Here is a 17,035-nt window from a genome sequence, read left to right as displayed (position 1 = left end):
CACAGGCTCTGAATAAATGGGAGGGATGGAGCAACAGCCCAATCTGGCTCAGGGCAGCAGTTCGGTCAACGAGGCCAGATCCACAGGTGCCCCGTAATCCACACCCGGCAGCTCGAAGCCGTTGAGCTGCATGAAATCCTGCCGCAGCCCGGCGAAATCCCCCAGGGCATGGAAGTTGTCCGGTGTCACCTTGGACCAGAGGGTTGAGACCGCAGCCTGAACGGCCGGATCCAGCTCGTGGTCATCCATCCGGATCAACCGGTTGCCATCGGCCACCACCCCTTGCGGGCCGTACATCTTGGCGGCAAACAGTCGCTGCATCTGCTCGATGCAGCCTTCGTGCACGCCGCGCTCCTTCATCACCCCCATCAGCAAGCCCAGGTAAACCGGCAGCACAGGAATATAGGCGCTCGCCTTGGTCACCAGCGCCTTGCAGACCGACACCCAGGCGTGGCCGCCGATGTCGGCCAGCTGCAGGTTGATGGTTTCGGCGGTGGCATGCAGATGCTCCTTGGCGTAGCCGATGGTGCCATCCCGATAGAGGGGATAGGTGGATTCGGGGCCGATATAGGAGTAGGCCACAGTCCGGGCGCCAGGAGCGAGGCAATCCGCCTGCTGCAACGCCTGCAGCCAGAGCTGCCAATCCTCGCCGCCCATCACAGTGACGGTATCGCGGATCTCCTCCGGGGTGGCTGGCGCCAGCGACTGCTGCACCAGGGTATCCTGCTCCAGATCCAGCCCCCAGCCGCTGAATGGCTGGCCGGTGGTCTTGAGCACGGAGCGCACCTGAGTGCCGTCGGGCAGCACCCGAATGCCGCTCGCCAGCGAGTAGATCACCAGATCCACCTGCCCCAACTGCTGGCGGATGGTGTCGATGGCCTGCTGGCGCATCCCGTCGGAGAAGGCATCACCGATCAGGTTGACGGCGATGCGCCCCTCCTGCTCTGCCGCCTGCCGAAACCAGATATTGTTGTACCAGCCCGCGCTGCCGAGCCCCTTCTCGGACGGGCCTCGCTCGAACGAGACACCGACGGTATCGGCACCAGCCCCGAAGGTGAGCGCGATGCGCGATGCCAGCCCGAATCCGGAGGAGGCACCCAGTACCAGCACCCGCTTGGGCCCGTTGAAGGGGCCCGCAGCTTTGACGCTGGATATCTGCTGCAACACGGCGGCCCGGCAGCCGATGGGGTGACAGTTGCGGGCGACACAACCCTGGATCTGCGGGTGAATGATCATGAAGGGATCTCCAAAGGAACTGGCTACAGCATAACCAAGAAGTCGCGGATTACCTTGATGTCGGGCGGGATATCGGCAGTAAGGAGGTAGAAAAACAAGAGGGAGCGCGAGGCTCCCCAAAGCGGTATTCAGATGCTTTTTGTTGTTTTGTGTTCATTGCGAAGCACGGGCACATCCTATGCCCGTCACCCCTTGCGGGCAAGCCAGCGGGTGTGACCTGCTTCAAATTCCTGTTCGATTTATAGCCGATTTTTCACCTGCGGCCGAAAGATAGCCTCATAAGAAACTCGTTTAAATCCTAAAACTGTGCCGGATACACCATTTTAGTTTCATCAGACATTGGTATAGTGGACTCAGGATCAGTGAGGAGAACTCCCATGAATGGAACCTATTACAAACACATACTGGCCGCGATCGACCTGTCGGAGGACAACCGCAAGGTGATCGAGAAGGCGGTCGACCGGGCCCGCTCCAACGGCGCCAAGCTGTCGGTGATCCATGTGGACGTGGACCTCAAGGATCTCTACACCGAGATGATCGATATCGACATCGACAACGTGCAGGATCAGGTGATCGCCGAAGCGAAAGAGAAGCTGGAGACCTTCCTGGCCTCGGTGGACTACCCCATCGAGAAGAAGCTGGTGATCTGCGGCGATCTGAGCGAGCGGGTCAACCAGGCGGTCAAGGATTACCAGATCGATCTGCTGGTGTGCGGTCATCGCCAGAGCTTCTGGAGCCTGCTTACCTCCAGCGCCCGCCAGCTGATGAATACCGTACCCTGCGATCTGCTGGTGGTGCCCTTGCAGAAGTGATCAAACAGGCGTAGCTTGATTTGCCATGAATATGACCATCTTCAATCACAACTACTGGTGGTGCTGCTTATAAACAGGCGGCACTGCTTTTCTATGTAAAATTTTCCAAAGAAAACACCGTGACCGCCGAGAGGCGGTCATTGTTTTTATCCCTTTGTCGCCTCCCGGCCCACCCCAACTGGAGAGAGCGACATGCACAACCCCATCATACTGACCGGCGACCGTCCCACCGGCAAACTGCACATAGGCCACTACGTCGGTTCCCTGCGCCAGCGCGTCGAGGCCCAGCACCATTACCGCCAGTTCGTGATGATCGCCGATCTGCAGGCGCTGACCGACAACGGCCACAACCCGGCCAAGGTGACCGACAACGTGCTGGAGGTGATGGCCGACTATCTGGCGGTCGGCCTCGACCCGGCCAAGACCACCTTCTGCCTGCAGAGTGCCCTGCCCGCCCTCGCCGAGCTCACCACCTATTACCTCAATCTGGTCAGCGTCGCCCGGCTGGAGCGCAACCCCACCGTCAAGGCGGAGATCCAGCAGAAAGGGTTCGAGCGCAGCCTGCCGGCGGGTTTTTTGGTCTACCCGGTCAGCCAGGCCGCCGACATCACCGCCTTTCGCGCCACCCATGTGCCGGTAGGCGAGGATCAGCTGCCCATGCTGGAGCAGACCAACGAGATAGTGCGCCGCTTCAACGCTCTGGTGGGCAAGGAAGTGCTGACCGAGTGCCAGCCGATCCTGAGCGACACCGGCCGCCTGCCCGGCATAGACGGCAAGGCCAAGATGTCCAAGTCCCTCGGCAACACCATAGAACTCGGTATGTCAGCGGAAGAGGTAAAACAGGCGGTGTTCGCCATGTACACAGACCCCAATCACCTCAAGGTGAGCGATCCGGGTCAGGTGGAGGGCAATACTGTGTTCGCCTATCTGGATGCCTTCCACCCGGACAAGGCGCTGGTGGCCGAGATGAAGGCCCATTACCAACGCGGCGGGCTGGGCGACATGCGTTGCAAGCAGGTATTGAATGACTGCCTGCAGACCCTGCTCGCCCCCATGCGGGAGCGGCGTCAGGCGGCGATTGCCGACAAGCGTCAGCTGCTGCAGCTGTTGCAGCAAGGCACGCTGCAGGCCCGTGCGCTCACCGACGAGGTGCTGGCGGAGGTAAAAAGCGCCATGGGACTGGATTACTTCGCCGCACTGACCTGATCCGCCCCGCGCTGCGCCGGGCTGCCGAGCGCATCCGCACCGTAGCGCTCGAAGGCAAGCCGGTGCAAGAGCCCCTTGAACCAGCCAATGGCCTCGTCATGGGCGGTGAGCGGGTGGCCCGCCATCAGGTATACGATGGGGATGTCAGGATCCAGCTGATGCAGCCGCAGCGGGTAGTAGCGGCAGAAGTGGCGGCCGATCATCTCGGGCACCACCACCAGATAGCGGCCTGTTGCCATCAGGGGCGGCACCGCCATAAAGCTCGGCAACCGCACCCCCAGCTCACGCTCGACCCCGAAACGGGCCAGCCAGAGATCCACCATGGCCTGGCTGTGGCCCCAGCTGGAGGTGTGGATATGGGGGCGGCTGACCAGCTCGGCCGGCCCCAGCACGTCCGGCAGCTCGCTGCCGAGGGGGGACAAGCAGACCAGCGGGTTGTTGAACCAGGGCTCGCGCCACAACCGAGGCGAGAGGTGGTTGGCATCGGCGAACCCGATCACCAGATCCAGCTCCCCCTTCTCCAGCTCCCGCTCATAGTCGCTGTCCGCCAGCTCGCACACCTCCAATCGGCAGTGAGGCGCCTGCCGGTGCAGCCGCTCCACCAGCACCGGCACCAGGCCATGTTCCACCGAGCCAGGGGTGGCGATGCGGAAGATCCGTCGTGCACTGGCGGGATCGAACCCCTTCGCCTGCCGCAGCCCCTGCTCCAGCATGGCTAGCGCCTGACGCACCGGCCCGGCCAGCGCCTTGGCCCGCTCGGTCGGCATCATCTCGCGCCGGCTCATGACGAACAAGGGATCATCCAGCGCCTGCCGCAACCGCCCCAGCGCATGACTGACGGTGGACTGGGAGAGGTGCAGACGCTCGGCGGCACGGGTGACGTTGCGCTCCTGCATCAGCATGTCGAACACGGTCAGCAGGTTGAGGTCGAGGCGGGAAAGAGGGAGTTCCATCGATAATGGCCATAGTTGAATGACGACAATTCATTTTTGGCATAGTAGCAGATTGCATAGAATGCGCTGGCGAATTACATCGGAGATTAAAATGCGTAGCTATCTGTTGTTGCTGGCGATTGGCCTGTTGTGGGGATCCCAGTTCATTTTCATGCATCAGGCAGTGACTGAATTGCCCCCCATCATGGTGGCAGCCGGTCGTGCCTTGTGTGGCAGCCTGACCCTGGGTCTGCTCTGCCTGTTCATGCGTCTCAAGAGCGAGCACACCCCCTGGCGTACCTACATGCTGATCGCCCTGCTCGATGCCACCCTGCCCTTCATCATGGTGGCCTGGGGTCAACAGTATGTGGATAGCGCCATCGCCGCCGTGGTAATGGGTTGTATCCCCTTTGTGACCATTCTGGCTGCGCCCCTGTTTATTTCTGGTGAAAGAATCACCAAGGGCGGGCTGATCTCGGTGATCATAGGCTTCGTCGGCGTGCTGGTGCTGTTCTGGCCGAAACTGGCCAGCGGCATGAACGCCGGTCTGCTCGGTGCCATGGCGATCCTGTTCGGCGCCAGCTGCTTTGCCATCGGTCTGCTGATGATCAAGCGCTTTGCCAAGGACCACCCTGTGGTGGTGGCGCGCAACATACTGATCTCGTCCGCCATCCAGCTGATGCTGGCCGCCCCCTTCGTCACCGATCTGAGTGCCCTCACCATGCCGAGCCAGCAGGTCATAGGCGCAGTGGCCGTGCTGGGCGTCTTCTGTACCGGTCTGGTCTACTTCCTCTACATGGCGCTGATCCAGAAGGCGGGTCCGACCTTTGCCTCCTTCAGCAACTACCTGGTGCCGCTGTTTGGCGTCATGCTGGGTGCCATGTTCCTCGGTGAACAGATCCAGTCCACCACGGGTCTGGCGCTGGCCCTGATCCTGGGCTCGGTCGCCCTGAACCAGTGGGCACAGCAACGCCGCGCCCAGCGGGAGGCCACCCTATGTCAGGCATCCTGACCACCCTCTGTGGCGGCCTGGTGCTGATTGCCGGCTGGCAATACCGCCAGCGGCTGGCCGGCGTGCTCGGCCTGCTGATGGTGCTGCTGCCCTGGTTCTTCGACAGCAAGCTGCAGGCCATGTTGAGCTATGCGTTGAGTGCCTGAAGTCCATCTCTGAATGTGTGACGAGAGTGTATCTCTCCTGTTTTTGGGACCGTTTTTTAAAAAACCTCCGATTTGTCCCCTCTACCGGCGCACTGCGCCGGTTTTTTTATGGCTGCCTTTCGCTGCCAGCACCGACGACGCCAAGCTCCCTTGCACATCATTCCCGGTAGCGATAGCTGAGCCGCTCGTTCTTGCGCGGCCCCGTGATCTGCCAGCCGAGCAGAAAGCCGCTCGTGGTCTGCGTCAGCTCGGCACTGTAGTGATCCTGGCCACACAGGTGGGGCTCTGCGGTCAGCCAGCGGCCATCTCCTTGCGGCAGCAACTCGAACAACTCGACCGGCTGTTCGTAACGCAGGTGAGAAAGCAGGATCCCCCGCACACTGCGCCGCCACCAGAATCGGTTGTGCATGGTGAGCACCCGGCCATGGGGCGTGGTATAGCGCCCCTGCTCCGTAAAGAGCCAGCCACCCTGATGATCGGTCACCAGCACGTCACCCTCACCACGCCCGCACCAGTCGGTCGCGGACCCTTCCCCATTGCTCGCCTCGAAGGCAAATGCTCCGATCTGTGGCAACTGCTCCCATAAACGCTGGATCGCGCTTTCCAACTCGGCCATCATAGCGCCCTCCAAATTGACAACTGACGACAATTCAATCACATGAACTACTTGATAGGGGTAACCCTGCTCTGGTCATTCTCCTTCAGCCTGATCGGGGTCTATCTCGCTGGCCAGGTGGATGCATACTTCTCCGTGCTGACCCGCATCGTCCTCGCCAGCCTGGTGTTCCTGCCCTTTCTCCGGCGCCGCTGGCTGCGGCCCGATCTGGTGCTCAAGCTGATGAGCCTGGGCGCCATCCAGCTCGGCATCATGTATCTGTTCTACTACCAGTCTTTCCTGCTGCTGACGGTGCCGGAAGTGCTGGTGTTCACCATCTTCACCCCCATCTACGTCACCCTGATCCACGATCTGCTGGAGCGGCGCTTCAAACCCGTTTATCTGTGGGGTGCCCTGCTGGCTGTGCTGGGAGCGGCCGTCATCCGCTTCGACGGGCTGACCGAGAGCTATATGCTGGGATTCCTGGTGGTGCAGGGTGCCAACCTCTGCTTCGCCCTGGGCCAGGTCGGTTACAAGGTGTTGCTGGCACGGGAGGCGCAGCAGCCACCGCAACTGGCGGTGTTTGGCTGCTTCTATCTCGGGGCCCTGGCTGTCGCCCTGCCCGCCTGGTGGCTGCTGGGCAAGCCGCAATACCCGACCAGCAGTTTGCAATGGGGCATTCTGCTGTGGCTGGGGATAGGCGCTTCCGGGCTGGGTTACTTCCTGTGGAACAAGGGTGCCACCAAGGTCAGCAGCGGTGTGCTGGCCATCATGAACAACGCCCTGATCCCGGCGGGGTTGCTGGTCAACCTGCTGCTATGGGGACGGGAAACCGACCTGGTTCGCCTCGCGCTCGGCGGCTTGCTGATGCTGGCCTCCCTCTGGATTTGCCAGCGCGCCAACGTGAGCAAGCATTAACCAACGACGGTATTGTGCTCCCGTCTGGCCTGACCGTGACAGGTGGCCAGACGAGCCAGCAGGTGATCGATATGTTCGCCGCTCTGGCTCTGCACCAGCCCTATGCTGACGGTTACCGGCCGCTGCGGCAGCAGGCTGGCATCGGCGATCTCCAGGCGCAACCGCTCGGCAATCTCCAGGCTGCTCAGCCGATCGGTCTGGGAGAGCATCAGGATGAAGCCATCCTGGTCCCAGCGGGCGAAGGGATCCTCCCGCCGCAGTTCGTGGCGCACTATGCGCGCCAGCTTGGCCAGCATGGCATCACAGGCCGCTTCACCAAACAGCTGCAATATTTTGGCACTGTGGTCCACGGTGAACTGCAGCAGGCTGAAACTGCCGCTCTCGGTCGCCAGCCGCTCGTCGAGCAGCTGCTCGAAGTGGCCGCGGCTCTCCAGTCCGGTGAGGGGATCCATGCCGTGGCGCTCCTCCACGATCACGGCCAGCGGGTCGAGCTGGCGCACCACCCCCAGCACCTGGCCATGCACATCACGCCGGGCCCGCTCTTCCAGCCGCACGTAGTGACCATCGTGATGCAGGATGCGGTATTCGAGCCGGATCTGGGCCACTCGCCCGCTCTGGCAGGCAGCGAGCGCATCCTGCAGGGCGGCCACATCGTCGGGATGTACCCGCTCCAGCCAGCCGAGATCGTCCAGCCCAGTCTCATCCAATCCCAGCAGGCGCAGGCAGGAGAGATCCCGCTGCACCCCCTGTTGCGGGCTCCAGCTCCAGAGTCCCGCCGCCAGCAGAGCCATGGCATCCGCCATCAGCGCCAGATCAAACCGGGTGATTGCTTCCCTCAGGGGAGCCTTGAGCATGTCCATCGAGCGCCTCGAAACCGAATCTGAATACCTGCTCAATAAGTAACATTGGCTCTCGCGGCGAGCAACAGGGTCAGCTCGCTTTTCCTTGATAGCCGTTCATCAGGGCGTGCCAGTTCTCCGGCACGAAGTGGAAACTGGTATGCAATTGGGACTCTTTGGTGAAGGAGCGCAGCAGTCGCTCCAGGTTGGCCTGCTGCCAGCTGCCGGGGGAGCGGATGGCCCCCTTGTCGAAATCGATCACCCACACCTTGCCCTCCTTGTCGAGCAGCAGGTTGTGGCTGTTGAGATCCGCATGATAGACACCGGCATCGTGCAGCTGGCGCACCGTCTGGCCAACCTTGTGCCACACCTCGCCGGCGATCGGCCCCTGCTTGAGCAGCGCCACCAGATCCTTGGCGCCGCGAATGCGCTCGATCAGGATATCGGCCCGATAGAAGGGGCCCTGCTTGGCCATGCGGGCCGCAAACGGGCGCGGCACCGGCAGACCCTGCTCGCTCAGCTTGGCCAGCAGGCTGTACTCGGCCATTGCCCGGCTGCTCTCTACCCCCTCGAACCAGAAGCGATCCCGCACCACCTTGCCCACCATGCCCCCGCGATAGTAATGGCGCAGCACCAGATGGCGGGATTCATCCTTCACGAACCAGGTCACCCCGCGACCGATGGAGGAACCCACTACCTGGCGATGGGTCTGCCACCAGGCCGGATCAAACAGCTCGGGGGAAGGGTCATGAAAAATCCCTTCGGCGTACCAGCAGATCTGGTTGTGTTCGGTCTGAATTCGCATCTTGGTGATTCCGGTCGGTCAGTAATCGCAATGGTTCGATTCACGATAAGGCGGCCTGTCGGCACGGACCCGAGCTCCTTGTGAGGATCAGAGTCAGTACCGGCTGCCAGTTGCGCGCAATTTTACAATCCACAGGGGAGTTTGCATAATGCCATCCATCCATTTTGCCACCATTGCGCCACATCATGCCGCTGTTCCAAACGCCGCCCTCTTCCATCTGTATCCTGCGGCTCTCCGCCATCGGGGATTGCTGCCACGCGCTGGCGCTGGTGCGCGTCATCCAGCGGGAGTGGCCAGAGACCCGCATCACCTGGATCACCGGCAAGATAGAGGCGACACTTTTCGCCGATCTGCCCGGGGTCGAGGTCATCGCCTTTGACAAGAGCAAGGGGTGGCGCGGCTATCGTGACCTCTGGCAGACCCTCAAGGGACGCAGGTTCGATGCCCTGCTCCATCTGCAGGCGGCCATGCGCGCCAGCATTGCCACCCTCGGCATCCGGGCGAACATCAAACTCGGTTTCGACAAGGCGCGCGCCAACGACGGTCAGTGGCTGTTCACCAATCACAGGGTGCCATCCCCCGCCTCCCCTCACGTGCTGGACGGTTTCCTCGCTTTCGCCAAAGAGCTGGGCATCCAGGATCTGACCCCCGACTGGCAACTGCCCATCAGCGCCGAACATAAAACCTGGGCCCGGGAGAAGATTGGCGGCAAACCGACCCTGCTCATCTGCGCCGCCGCCAGCAAGGCGTTCAAGAACTGGACCGCCGCGGGTTATGCCGCGCTGGCAGATCACGCGGCCAACAAGGGCTTTCAGGTCTATCTGTGCGGCGGCCCGGCCAAGCTGGAACGGGATCTGGCCGCCGACATACAGCGGCTGAGCCAGAGCAAACCGGTGGATCTGGTAGGCCAGACCAACCTCAAGCAGCTGCTGGCGCTGATCGCCGAAGCCAGCCTGGTGCTGGCACCGGATACGGGCCCCACCCACATGGCAACCCTGGTCGGCACGCCGGTGATCGGCCTCTACGCCCATCACAATCCGGCCCGCACCGGCCCCTATCTGTGCCGCGACTACGCGGTCAGCGTCTATCAGGAACTGATCGAACAGGAGACCGGCAAACCGCTGGCCGAGCTGAGCTGGCGCACCCGCCTCAAGGATCCGGATGCCATGAGCAAGATCACGAGTGAACGGGTCATCGCCACCTTTGACCGGCTCTGCGCCGATCGCCATCTGCCAGGCTGAGAGGCAACTCGGAAATTCCGAGCCCTGAGGCAGGGATAACCTGATGGCCCCTGCCCCGCCCACCGGGCAGAATAGCGGCCGATGTGGGTTACGCTCCCGCAGCAAGCTACGAATACTTTGATCGGCTGGAATATGATTCCGGCCGTTTTTTTATCCGCCGCCTTCTGTTAAAATTCGCCGCCTTTACATCCCCCTGATCCAAGAATTTTCCGCGTTTTGCGTTTGGCTGTCTCCCTTTCGGGCACAAGACGGCGGCCTCTGCTACAACCAAAACACGGGTTTCGATTAAAGGTAATGACATGGCGCAACAAGGCACTCTCTATATCATCTCCTCCCCGAGCGGGGCGGGTAAATCCAGCCTGCTCAATGCCTTGCTGACCAAACACAACGCAGCAGGCAAGATGCAACTGTCGGTCTCCCACACGACTCGTGCCATGCGCCCGGGCGAAGAGAACGGGGTGCATTACCACTTCGTGCCGGTGGAGACATTCAAGGCGCTGATTGCACGCGGTGATTTTCTGGAGTGGGCCGAAGTGTTTGGCAACTACTACGGCACCTCACGCGCCGCCATCGAGGTCTGTCTGGCCAAGGGGATCGACGTCTTCCTCGACATCGACTGGCAGGGCGCCCGCCAAATCCGCGAGCAGATGCCGACCAAGTCCATCTTCATCCTGCCCCCCAGCCGTGCCGAGCTGGAACAGCGCCTGATCGGGCGCGGTCAGGACAGCAGCGACGTGATCGCCGGCCGGATGGCGAAAGCCATTGCCGAAATGGTGCACTACGACGAGTATGACTATGTCATTATCAACGAAGACTTTGAGCTGGCGCTGTTCCAACTCAGGGCCATTATTGAGTGCCAACGGCTGGAAATGCGTCAGCAACAGCAGGCACAACAAAACTTGCTGCAACAGCTACTGGCAGAATAGGCCAAAAACAAGTAAACTTTTGCGTCATTTTTAAACACCGCTTTTCTAAACACAGAAAGCCCAAACACTGGAGTCCTGCATGGCACGCGTTACTGTAGAAGATGCTGTAAAACAGGTAGGTAACCGTTTTGACCTGGTGCTGGTCGCCGCCCGCCGCGCCCGCCAAATCGCGGTTCAAGGCAAAGATCCCCTGGTTGACGAAGAGAACGACAAGCCGACCGTGATCGCCCTGCGCGAGATCGAGCTGGGTCTGGTGAACAACCAGGTGATGGACACCCAGGACCGCTACGAGCAGCAAGAACAGGAAGCTGCCGAGCTGGCTGCCGTTGCTGCCATCGCCGAAGGTCGCGGTTAAGTCAGTTATTTCTCATAGTCGGCGCCCGCCCGGGTGCCGACTGTTCTTCCCATTTACAACCGCTCGAAAACCTCGCAAACTCAGGACTATTCCTCAATTCCACGGATTGCCGTTTCACCGCTGCGGGGACTGTCTTGTATTTATTTGAAAATCTTAAAGAAATAGCCAGTTCCTACCTGCCGCCAGAGCAGGTTGAGAAGCTCAGGCAAGCCTATGTGGTGGCCCGTGATGCCCATCAGGGACAGATGCGTTCCAGTGGCGAGCCCTACATCACCCACCCGGTTGCCGTTGCCCGCATTCTCGGCGACATGCGACTCGATCACGAAACCCTGATGGCCGCCGTGCTGCACGACGTCATCGAAGATACCCCAGTCACCAAGGCCGATCTGGCCGAACTGTTTGGCGATGCCGTCGCCGAGCTGGTAGCGGGCGTCTCCAAGCTCGACAAGCTGAAATTCCGCGATCGCAAAGAGGCCCAGGCCGAAAACTTCCGCAAGATGGTGATGGCCATGACCCAGGATATCCGGGTCATCCTGATCAAGCTGGCCGACCGCACCCACAACATGCGCACGCTGGGTTCACTACGGCCGGACAAGCGCCGCCGCATCGCCCGTGAAACCCTCGAAATCTTCGCCCCCATCGCCAACCGCCTCGGTATTCATACCATGAAGAACGAGCTGGAAGAGCTGGGCTTCGAGGCGCTCTACCCCATGCGCTCCCGCGTGTTGCGCGAGTCGGTGCGCCGCGCCCGTGGCAACCGCCGCGAAATCATCGACTCCATCCAGAGCGAGATCGAGGGCCGTCTGCGGGATGCAGGCATCGACTCCCAGGTGAGCGGCCGCGAGAAGAACCTGTTCTCTATCTACAACAAGATGGAGAAAAAAGAGCTGCAATTTCATGAGGTAATGGATATCTACGCCTTTCGCGTCAGAGTGAAGGACATAGATACCTGTTACCGGGTGCTGGGGCAGATGCACAGCCTCTACAAGCCGCGCCCCGGCCGCTTCAAGGATTACATCGCAATCCCCAAGACCAACGGCTACCAGTCGCTGCACACCTCGCTGGTGGGGCCGCACGGGGTGCCGGTCGAGGTACAGATCCGCACAGAGTTCATGGATCAGATGGCCGACAAGGGGGTTGCCGCCCACTGGGCCTACAAGCAGGATGGCGACAGCTCGGGCACCACGGCCCAGATCCGTGCCCAGCGCTGGATGCAGAGCCTGCTGGAGCTGCAACAGAGCGCCGGCAGCTCGTTTGAATTCATCGAAGGGGTCAAGACCGACCTGTTCCCGGACGAGATCTACGTGTTCACTCCAGAAGGCCGCATCATGGAGCTGCCCACGGGCGCCACGCCGGTGGACTTTGCCTACACGGTGCACACCGACATCGGCCATGCCTGCGTCGGCTCACGGGTCGATCGCCACCCCTATCCGCTGAGCAGCCCGCTGCATTCGGGTCAGACGGTGGAGATCATCACGGCGCCGGGCGCCCGTCCCAACGCGGCCTGGCTCAATTTCGTAGTGACCACCAAGGCCAGATCCAAGATCCGCCAGTTCCTCAAGAACCTGCGCACCGAAGAGTCGGTGGTGCTGGGTCGTCGCCTGCTCAACCATGCGCTCGGCGCCAAGAACATCGAAGACATTCCGGAACCGCGCATCAAGCAGGTGCTGGCTGACACCAAGCACGAAAACCTGCAGGGTCTGCTGGCCGATGTGGGCCTGGGCAACGCCATGAGCGTCATGGTGGCGCGCCGCATGCTGGGCGAACTGCCGCCGGAAGAGCAGCCCAAATCCAGCAGCAAGAAGATGCCGATCAAGGGTGCCGACGGCATGCTGGTCACCTTCGCCAACTGCTGCCGTCCGATCCCTGGGGATGCCATCATTGCCCACATCAGCCCCGGCAAAGGGCTGGTTATCCACCAGGAAGCCTGCCGCAACATCAAGGGCTACAGCCGCGAACCGGACAAATACCTGCCGGTACAGTGGGAGGTGGACAAGGATCAGGAGCAGGAATTCCGCACCGGCATCAGCATAGAGATAGTCAACCATCAGGGTGCGCTGGCCGAGCTGGCCAACGTGATTGCCGCCACCGGCGCCAACATTCACGCCATCAGCACCGAAGAGAAGGATGGCCGTGTCTATCTGGTCACCCTGCTCATCACCACAAAGAGCCGTATCCATCTGGCCAACATCATGCGCAAGATCCGCGTGATGCCCAACGTGCTCAAGGTGAGCCGACAAAAGAACTGAATACAGGCGGCGCAAGCCGCCTGCTGCTTTTATAGAGATACGCCATGAGCCCCGAACACCTCGAGCAAATCCGCACCATACTGACCCAGCGTCAGCCCGACTCGACCCGCTTGCTGCGCACTCTTGGCACACCCGCCTCACCCGATAGAAACTGATATGACGCCTGAACGATTTAAACGGATTTCTGACATGCTGGCCCAGCGCCAGCTCGACTTGACCGTCTGTATGCACAAGAAGAGTGCACAAGCCTCACCCGATAGAAACTGATATGACTCCTGAGCGATTTAAACGGATTTCTGACATGCTGGCCCAGCGTCAGCTCGACTTGACCGTCTGTATGGAAGAGGTCCACAAGCCTCACAATCTGGCTGCAATAGTGCGCACCGCCGATGCTATCGGCATCCACAGGGTGCATGCCGTCTGGCCCAAGAGCTGGATCCACAAGCGCAAGGGTACGGCCCGCGGCAGCCAGAACTGGGTGGACGTTAAACTGCACCCGGATATAGGCACCGCCGTGGCCGAACTGAAAGCCGCCGGCATGCAGATCCTGGCGACACACCTTTCCGACAGCTCGGTGGACTTTCGCACCATAGACTACACCAAACCCACCGCCATCCTGGTGGGCCAGGAGAAGCACGGCATAGGGGAAGAGGCACTGGCGCTGGCCGATCACCATATCGTCATCCCCATGGTGGGCATGGTGCAGTCCCTCAACGTCTCCGTGGCTGCCGCCGCCATCCTGTATGAAGCCCAGCGCCAGCGCGAGCTGGCAGGCTGCTATCAGCGCGGCTGCCCGCTCGACCTGGAGGAGCAGAACAGCATATTGTTCGAGGGGGGTTACCCCATCTATGCCCAGCTCTGCAAAGAGAAAGAGATGCCCTATCCCCAGTTGGGCCCAGCCGGCGAAATCCTGGCGGACGAAGCTTGGTGGCAACAGATGCAACTGACCCGCAAGGGCTGGGCCGCACAGCAGTCGGACGACACCTCAGAAGAGTACATCGATGAAGCCTAACTATTTGCCCCTGTTGGCCCTGACCCTGCTTTCTGCCGGAGCCCTTGCCGTGACCAATCCCTATCCACTGACATCCGAAACCGAGGTTGCCACCCTTCATCAGCAGACCCTGCCCGACTTCTGGCGCGAGCACGCAGTTGAAGGGGAGTTCAAGGGCACGGACGGGGTGACCATCCGCTATGCCGCCCTGCGCCAAGCCAAGGTCGATCGTGCCATTCTCATCGTCAACGGCCGGGTCGAGAGCTATCTCAAGTATCAGGAGCTGGCCTGGGATCTGTGGCGTCAGGGCTACAGCCTCTATCTCATCGATCACCGTGGTCAGGGGCTGTCCGATCGCCTGCTGGACGACCAGGAGAAAGGATATGTCGACCAGTTCGACGATTATGTGCTGGATCTGAAGCAGTTTCACGACCAGGTCATAGTGGCAGACCAGCCCGCCAAGCTGTTCCTGCTGGCCCACTCCATGGGGGGCGCCATCTCGGCGCTCTATCTGGAGCGCTGGCCGGATGACATCAAGGCCGCCGTGCTCTCCTCCCCCATGATGGGCATCAACCTCGGTGGCCTGCCCAAGTGGCTGGCACAGGGGCTGGCGGCCAGCATAGACACGGTCGGCAGCTGGCTGGGCGAACCGCCCTATGGCCCGGGTCAGGACAGCTACCAGTCCCACGAATTTGCCGAGAATGGCCTGAGCCACAGCAAGCCGCGCTATCAAGCGTTTCGCCAGCTCTACGAACAGCGCCCGCAGATCAAGCTGGGCGGGGTGACGGCCCACTGGATCCGCGAGGGAATAGCCGCTGGAGACAGCGCCATCGCCGCCGCCGATCGTATCAAGACACCGCTGCTGCTGCTGCAGGCGGGGGAAGACAGCGTGGTGGACAATGCCGCGCAGGATGCCTTCTGCGCCCGGGCTCGGTGTGAAGGGGGCAAGCCGCTGCGGGTAGAGGGAGCCTGGCACGAGCTGTTCATGGAAAGCGATCCCCAGCGTCAGACGGCGCTGAATGCCACCCTGGCCTTCTTCGATCGCTTCTGACACTGGTTATTTTTTGGATCCCTAAATAAATGGGGTGACGCAAAACGCTGGGGTACACTGCCCCGGCGTTCAATTGATGCCGAGGTAATGATGTTCAAGGTAGTTGTATCCGATCTCGATGGCACCCTGCTCAACAAGCAGCACCAGATCTCCCCCCGCACCCGTGACACCCTGCACCGTCTGGTGGAACAGGGGATCAAGTTCGTGGTGGCCACAGGCCGGCACCATGTGGACGTGCGCAGCATTCGCGACACGCTCGGGCTGGACATCTACCTCATCACCTCCAACGGTGCCGTGGTGCACGACAAGCAGGATCAACTCATCTTCAATCAGGCGCTGCCAGCCGCCGTGGCCGCCGAGCTGATCGCGCTGGAGCGCGACCCCTCCATTCACCTCAATGTTTACTATGGCGACGAGTGGCTGGTGGAAGAGGAACTACCCTGGTTGCTGCAATTCCATGACGAATCTGGATTCACCTACCGCCTGACCGACCTCGCCACCCATCCGATGGACAAGATCAACAAGGTGTTTTACATCGGTGACCACGAGAAGCTGCTGCAGATCGAGGCCCAGCTCAACCAGCATTATGGTGATCGACTCAACGTCACCTTCTCCCTGCCGGACTGTCTCGAGGTGATGCACGCCGGGGTGCACAAGGGCAATGCCGTGCGCGCAGTGCTGGAGCAGCACGGGCTGGAGATGTCCCAGGCCGTTGCCTTCGGGGATGGCATGAATGACTTCGAGATGCTGAACATGGTGGGCCGCGGCGTGGTGATGGGCAACGCCCACGATCGCCTCAAGCTGGCCCTGGCAGACCACGAACAGACCCTGAGTTCGGATGAAGATGGCGTTGCCGTCTATCTGGAACAGCTGTTCGCCATCAGTACCGCAGGCGCGGCCTGATCCCTGCCGTCATGGATACCGCCCGTGCGTGGTATCCATGATGCTCCGGCCGACATCTCAAACCGAGACGCAGGGAGCGTTGCGCATCCCAACTGCGATCTCTACCCATCTCAAAAGCCTCACCAGATGAGGCTCTTCAGGTTCAGCTGGTCCAGCACGTTCGTTTCACTCTTCCACTCGAAGCTCTGGTTGGCGCCGCCGTAGCAATCCGTCAGCCGCAGCGGTGTACCGGGCTTGTGACGGCTCCCGGCGACATCCAGGCAGAGCTCGACCTTGCGGTTGAACAGGCGATCCTCCTGCCACTGCCATTGACGACTTTCCTCCTGACACTCCGTCATGGTGAGCTCACTCCCTCCCTTGGCCACCAGACAACGCTGCTGGAGCTGCAAGGCACCGGCATCCCAGCTGAACTGCTGACGGGCAGTCTGGTCGCAAGGCTGGGTGATCAGCTGATCCTGGGCATTCAATGCCACGCAGAAACCAGCGCTGGTCACCAGAGTGGCGGGAGTATCGGCGGCCTGCCTGGGCGCGGCGCCCATCAGGATCTCATCCGGCTTGGGTTTGAACGAACAGCCACTGAGGGCCACGACAACAAGCGCCAGCGTGCTGACACGAACGATATTAGGGTGCATATGACATGTTGGCCTGAAATGTGTTCAATGATGCCCACTTGCTGTGGGTCTGTGGCCCAGCATACCCGAAGCCGTGGCGAGAAAGTGCCAACAGAAGTGTAAACAGACGTGACAAGGTGTGACGACAGGAGAGATGGCAAACGCCAGAAAGCGAAAAACCTCGCCGAAGCGAGGTTTTTCTGAATA

General features: G+C 61.0%; 18 protein-coding genes. 12 read left to right on the top strand and 6 right to left on the bottom strand.

The genetic code is table 11. The features are described 5' to 3' along the window. Window positions 1-48: 48 nt before the first annotated feature. Window positions 49-1,236 (bottom strand): enoyl-ACP reductase FabV, encoded by a 1,188-nt coding sequence (fabV, locus tag BN1128_RS23805; protein WP_042873588.1) that lies wholly within the window; start codon window positions 1,234-1,236, stop codon window positions 49-51. A gap of 377 nt (window positions 1,237-1,613) precedes the next feature. Here fabV and BN1128_RS23800 point away from each other — a divergent pair, with 377 nt between their 5' ends. Beyond that, window positions 1,614-2,048 carry a universal stress protein gene (locus tag BN1128_RS23800; RefSeq protein WP_042873586.1) on the top strand — a complete coding sequence of 145 codons (435 nt, stop codon included), beginning with the start codon at window positions 1,614-1,616 and terminating at the stop codon, window positions 2,046-2,048. Between the two features lie 192 nt (window positions 2,049-2,240). Next, window positions 2,241-3,254, top strand: a complete 1,014-nt coding sequence (trpS, locus tag BN1128_RS23795; RefSeq protein ID WP_042873583.1) for a tryptophan--tRNA ligase — start codon at window positions 2,241-2,243, stop codon at window positions 3,252-3,254. Here the strand turns inward: trpS and BN1128_RS23790 are convergent. Then, complete coding sequence (locus tag BN1128_RS23790; RefSeq protein WP_042873581.1) at window positions 3,233-4,207, bottom strand: LysR family transcriptional regulator; 975 nt, start codon at window positions 4,205-4,207, stop codon at window positions 3,233-3,235. The genes trpS and BN1128_RS23790 overlap by 22 nt on opposite strands. 91 nt (window positions 4,208-4,298) lie before the next feature. On the opposite strand from BN1128_RS23790, the gene BN1128_RS23785 reads away from it, so the two are divergent. Then, complete coding sequence (locus BN1128_RS23785; RefSeq protein WP_042873580.1) at window positions 4,299-5,198, top strand: DMT family transporter; 900 nt, start codon at window positions 4,299-4,301, stop codon at window positions 5,196-5,198. Then, window positions 5,183-5,344 carry a hypothetical protein gene (locus BN1128_RS25790; RefSeq protein WP_098981153.1) on the top strand — a complete coding sequence of 54 codons (162 nt, stop codon included), beginning with the start codon at window positions 5,183-5,185 and terminating at the stop codon, window positions 5,342-5,344. The genes BN1128_RS23785 and BN1128_RS25790 overlap by 16 nt, the downstream gene beginning before the upstream one ends. Window positions 5,345-5,501: 157 nt before the next feature. Here BN1128_RS25790 and BN1128_RS23780 read toward each other — a convergent pair whose 3' ends face one another. Further along, a complete protein-coding gene (locus tag BN1128_RS23780; RefSeq protein WP_042873633.1) occupies window positions 5,502-5,960 on the bottom strand; it encodes a DUF6314 family protein in 459 nt (152 codons plus the stop codon). A gap of 42 nt (window positions 5,961-6,002) precedes the next feature. On the opposite strand from BN1128_RS23780, the gene BN1128_RS23775 reads away from it, so the two are divergent. Further along, entirely contained in the window at window positions 6,003-6,857 is an 855-nt protein-coding gene (locus BN1128_RS23775) for a carboxylate/amino acid/amine transporter (protein ID WP_042873578.1), read from the top strand. Here BN1128_RS23775 and BN1128_RS23770 read toward each other — a convergent pair. Together BN1128_RS23770 and BN1128_RS23765 are read right to left on the bottom strand one after the other, a co-directional pair. Then, the gene (locus BN1128_RS23770; RefSeq protein WP_042873575.1) at window positions 6,854-7,717 is read right to left on the bottom strand and encodes a GGDEF domain-containing protein; all 864 of its coding nucleotides are present in this window, start codon (window positions 7,715-7,717) and stop codon (window positions 6,854-6,856) included. The genes BN1128_RS23775 and BN1128_RS23770 overlap by 4 nt on opposite strands. A 70-nt stretch (window positions 7,718-7,787) precedes the next feature. Further along, window positions 7,788-8,501 (bottom strand): 3-deoxy-D-manno-octulosonic acid kinase, encoded by a 714-nt coding sequence (locus BN1128_RS23765; protein WP_042873573.1) that lies wholly within the window; start codon window positions 8,499-8,501, stop codon window positions 7,788-7,790. Window positions 8,502-8,674: 173 nt separating this feature from the next. On the opposite strand from BN1128_RS23765, the gene BN1128_RS23760 reads away from it, so the two are divergent. From BN1128_RS23760 to BN1128_RS23730, 7 genes are all read left to right on the top strand, one after another. Continuing rightward, complete coding sequence (locus BN1128_RS23760; protein WP_209428618.1) at window positions 8,675-9,742, top strand: glycosyltransferase family 9 protein; 1,068 nt, start codon at window positions 8,675-8,677, stop codon at window positions 9,740-9,742. 299 nt (window positions 9,743-10,041) lie between these two features. Next, a complete protein-coding gene (gmk, locus tag BN1128_RS23755) occupies window positions 10,042-10,668 on the top strand; it encodes a guanylate kinase (protein ID WP_042873572.1) in 627 nt (208 codons plus the stop codon). Between the two features lie 79 nt (window positions 10,669-10,747). Then, window positions 10,748-11,023, top strand: coding sequence for a DNA-directed RNA polymerase subunit omega (gene rpoZ, locus BN1128_RS23750; RefSeq protein WP_005307060.1), 276 nt, complete (start codon window positions 10,748-10,750; stop codon window positions 11,021-11,023). A gap of 134 nt (window positions 11,024-11,157) precedes the next feature. Continuing rightward, a complete protein-coding gene (gene spoT, locus BN1128_RS23745) occupies window positions 11,158-13,272 on the top strand; it encodes a bifunctional GTP diphosphokinase/guanosine-3',5'-bis pyrophosphate 3'-pyrophosphohydrolase (protein ID WP_042873570.1) in 2,115 nt (704 codons plus the stop codon). A 268-nt stretch (window positions 13,273-13,540) separates the two neighbouring features. Next, window positions 13,541-14,284, top strand: coding sequence for a tRNA (guanosine(18)-2'-O)-methyltransferase TrmH (gene trmH / locus BN1128_RS23740; RefSeq protein WP_042873568.1), 744 nt, complete (start codon window positions 13,541-13,543; stop codon window positions 14,282-14,284). Further along, the gene (locus BN1128_RS23735; protein WP_042873567.1) at window positions 14,274-15,314 is read left to right on the top strand and encodes an alpha/beta fold hydrolase; all 1,041 of its coding nucleotides are present in this window, start codon (window positions 14,274-14,276) and stop codon (window positions 15,312-15,314) included. The genes trmH and BN1128_RS23735 overlap by 11 nt, the downstream gene beginning before the upstream one ends. 90 nt (window positions 15,315-15,404) lie before the next feature. Next, window positions 15,405-16,217, top strand: coding sequence for a Cof-type HAD-IIB family hydrolase (locus BN1128_RS23730; protein ID WP_042873627.1), 813 nt, complete (start codon window positions 15,405-15,407; stop codon window positions 16,215-16,217). 119 nt (window positions 16,218-16,336) lie between these two features. Here the strand turns inward: BN1128_RS23730 and BN1128_RS23725 are convergent, their stop codons facing one another. Then, entirely contained in the window at window positions 16,337-16,849 is a 513-nt protein-coding gene (locus tag BN1128_RS23725; RefSeq protein ID WP_042873565.1) for an RICIN domain-containing protein, read from the bottom strand. Between the last annotated feature and the right edge of the window lie 186 nt (window positions 16,850-17,035).

Source organism: Aeromonas piscicola, assembly GCF_000820005.1.
In the GTDB taxonomy this organism is placed as follows: domain Bacteria; phylum Pseudomonadota; class Gammaproteobacteria; order Enterobacterales; family Aeromonadaceae; genus Aeromonas; species Aeromonas piscicola.
The sequence above is the reverse complement of the archived record's forward strand: the minus strand, read 5'-3'. Positions and strand labels throughout refer to the sequence as shown.

Bases quoted from the DNA above. Each gene is read 5' to 3' on its own strand.
- BN1128_RS23770 (WP_042873575.1), bottom strand. From the start codon at position 7,717: ATGGACATGCTCAAGGCTCCCCTGAGGGAAGCAATCACCCGGTTTGAT.
- rpoZ (WP_005307060.1), top strand. From the start codon at position 10,748: ATGGCACGCGTTACTGTAGAAGATGCTGTAAAACAGGTAGGTAACCGT.
- BN1128_RS23730 (WP_042873627.1), top strand. From the start codon at position 15,405: ATGTTCAAGGTAGTTGTATCCGATCTCGATGGCACCCTGCTCAACAAG.
- trpS (WP_042873583.1), top strand. From the start codon at position 2,241: ATGCACAACCCCATCATACTGACCGGCGACCGTCCCACCGGCAAACTG.
- BN1128_RS25790 (WP_098981153.1), top strand. From the start codon at position 5,183: ATGTCAGGCATCCTGACCACCCTCTGTGGCGGCCTGGTGCTGATTGCC.
- gmk (WP_042873572.1), top strand. From the start codon at position 10,042: ATGGCGCAACAAGGCACTCTCTATATCATCTCCTCCCCGAGCGGGGCG.
- trmH (WP_042873568.1), top strand. From the start codon at position 13,541: ATGACTCCTGAGCGATTTAAACGGATTTCTGACATGCTGGCCCAGCGT.
- BN1128_RS23800 (WP_042873586.1), top strand. From the start codon at position 1,614: ATGAATGGAACCTATTACAAACACATACTGGCCGCGATCGACCTGTCG.
- BN1128_RS23735 (WP_042873567.1), top strand. From the start codon at position 14,274: ATGAAGCCTAACTATTTGCCCCTGTTGGCCCTGACCCTGCTTTCTGCC.
- BN1128_RS23725 (WP_042873565.1), bottom strand. From the start codon at position 16,849: ATGCACCCTAATATCGTTCGTGTCAGCACGCTGGCGCTTGTTGTCGTG.
- fabV (WP_042873588.1), bottom strand. From the start codon at position 1,236: ATGATCATTCACCCGCAGATCCAGGGTTGTGTCGCCCGCAACTGTCAC.
- BN1128_RS23775 (WP_042873578.1), top strand. From the start codon at position 6,003: ATGAACTACTTGATAGGGGTAACCCTGCTCTGGTCATTCTCCTTCAGC.
- BN1128_RS23785 (WP_042873580.1), top strand. From the start codon at position 4,299: ATGCGTAGCTATCTGTTGTTGCTGGCGATTGGCCTGTTGTGGGGATCC.
- BN1128_RS23780 (WP_042873633.1), bottom strand. From the start codon at position 5,960: ATGGCCGAGTTGGAAAGCGCGATCCAGCGTTTATGGGAGCAGTTGCCA.
- BN1128_RS23765 (WP_042873573.1), bottom strand. From the start codon at position 8,501: ATGCGAATTCAGACCGAACACAACCAGATCTGCTGGTACGCCGAAGGG.
- BN1128_RS23790 (WP_042873581.1), bottom strand. From the start codon at position 4,207: ATGGAACTCCCTCTTTCCCGCCTCGACCTCAACCTGCTGACCGTGTTC.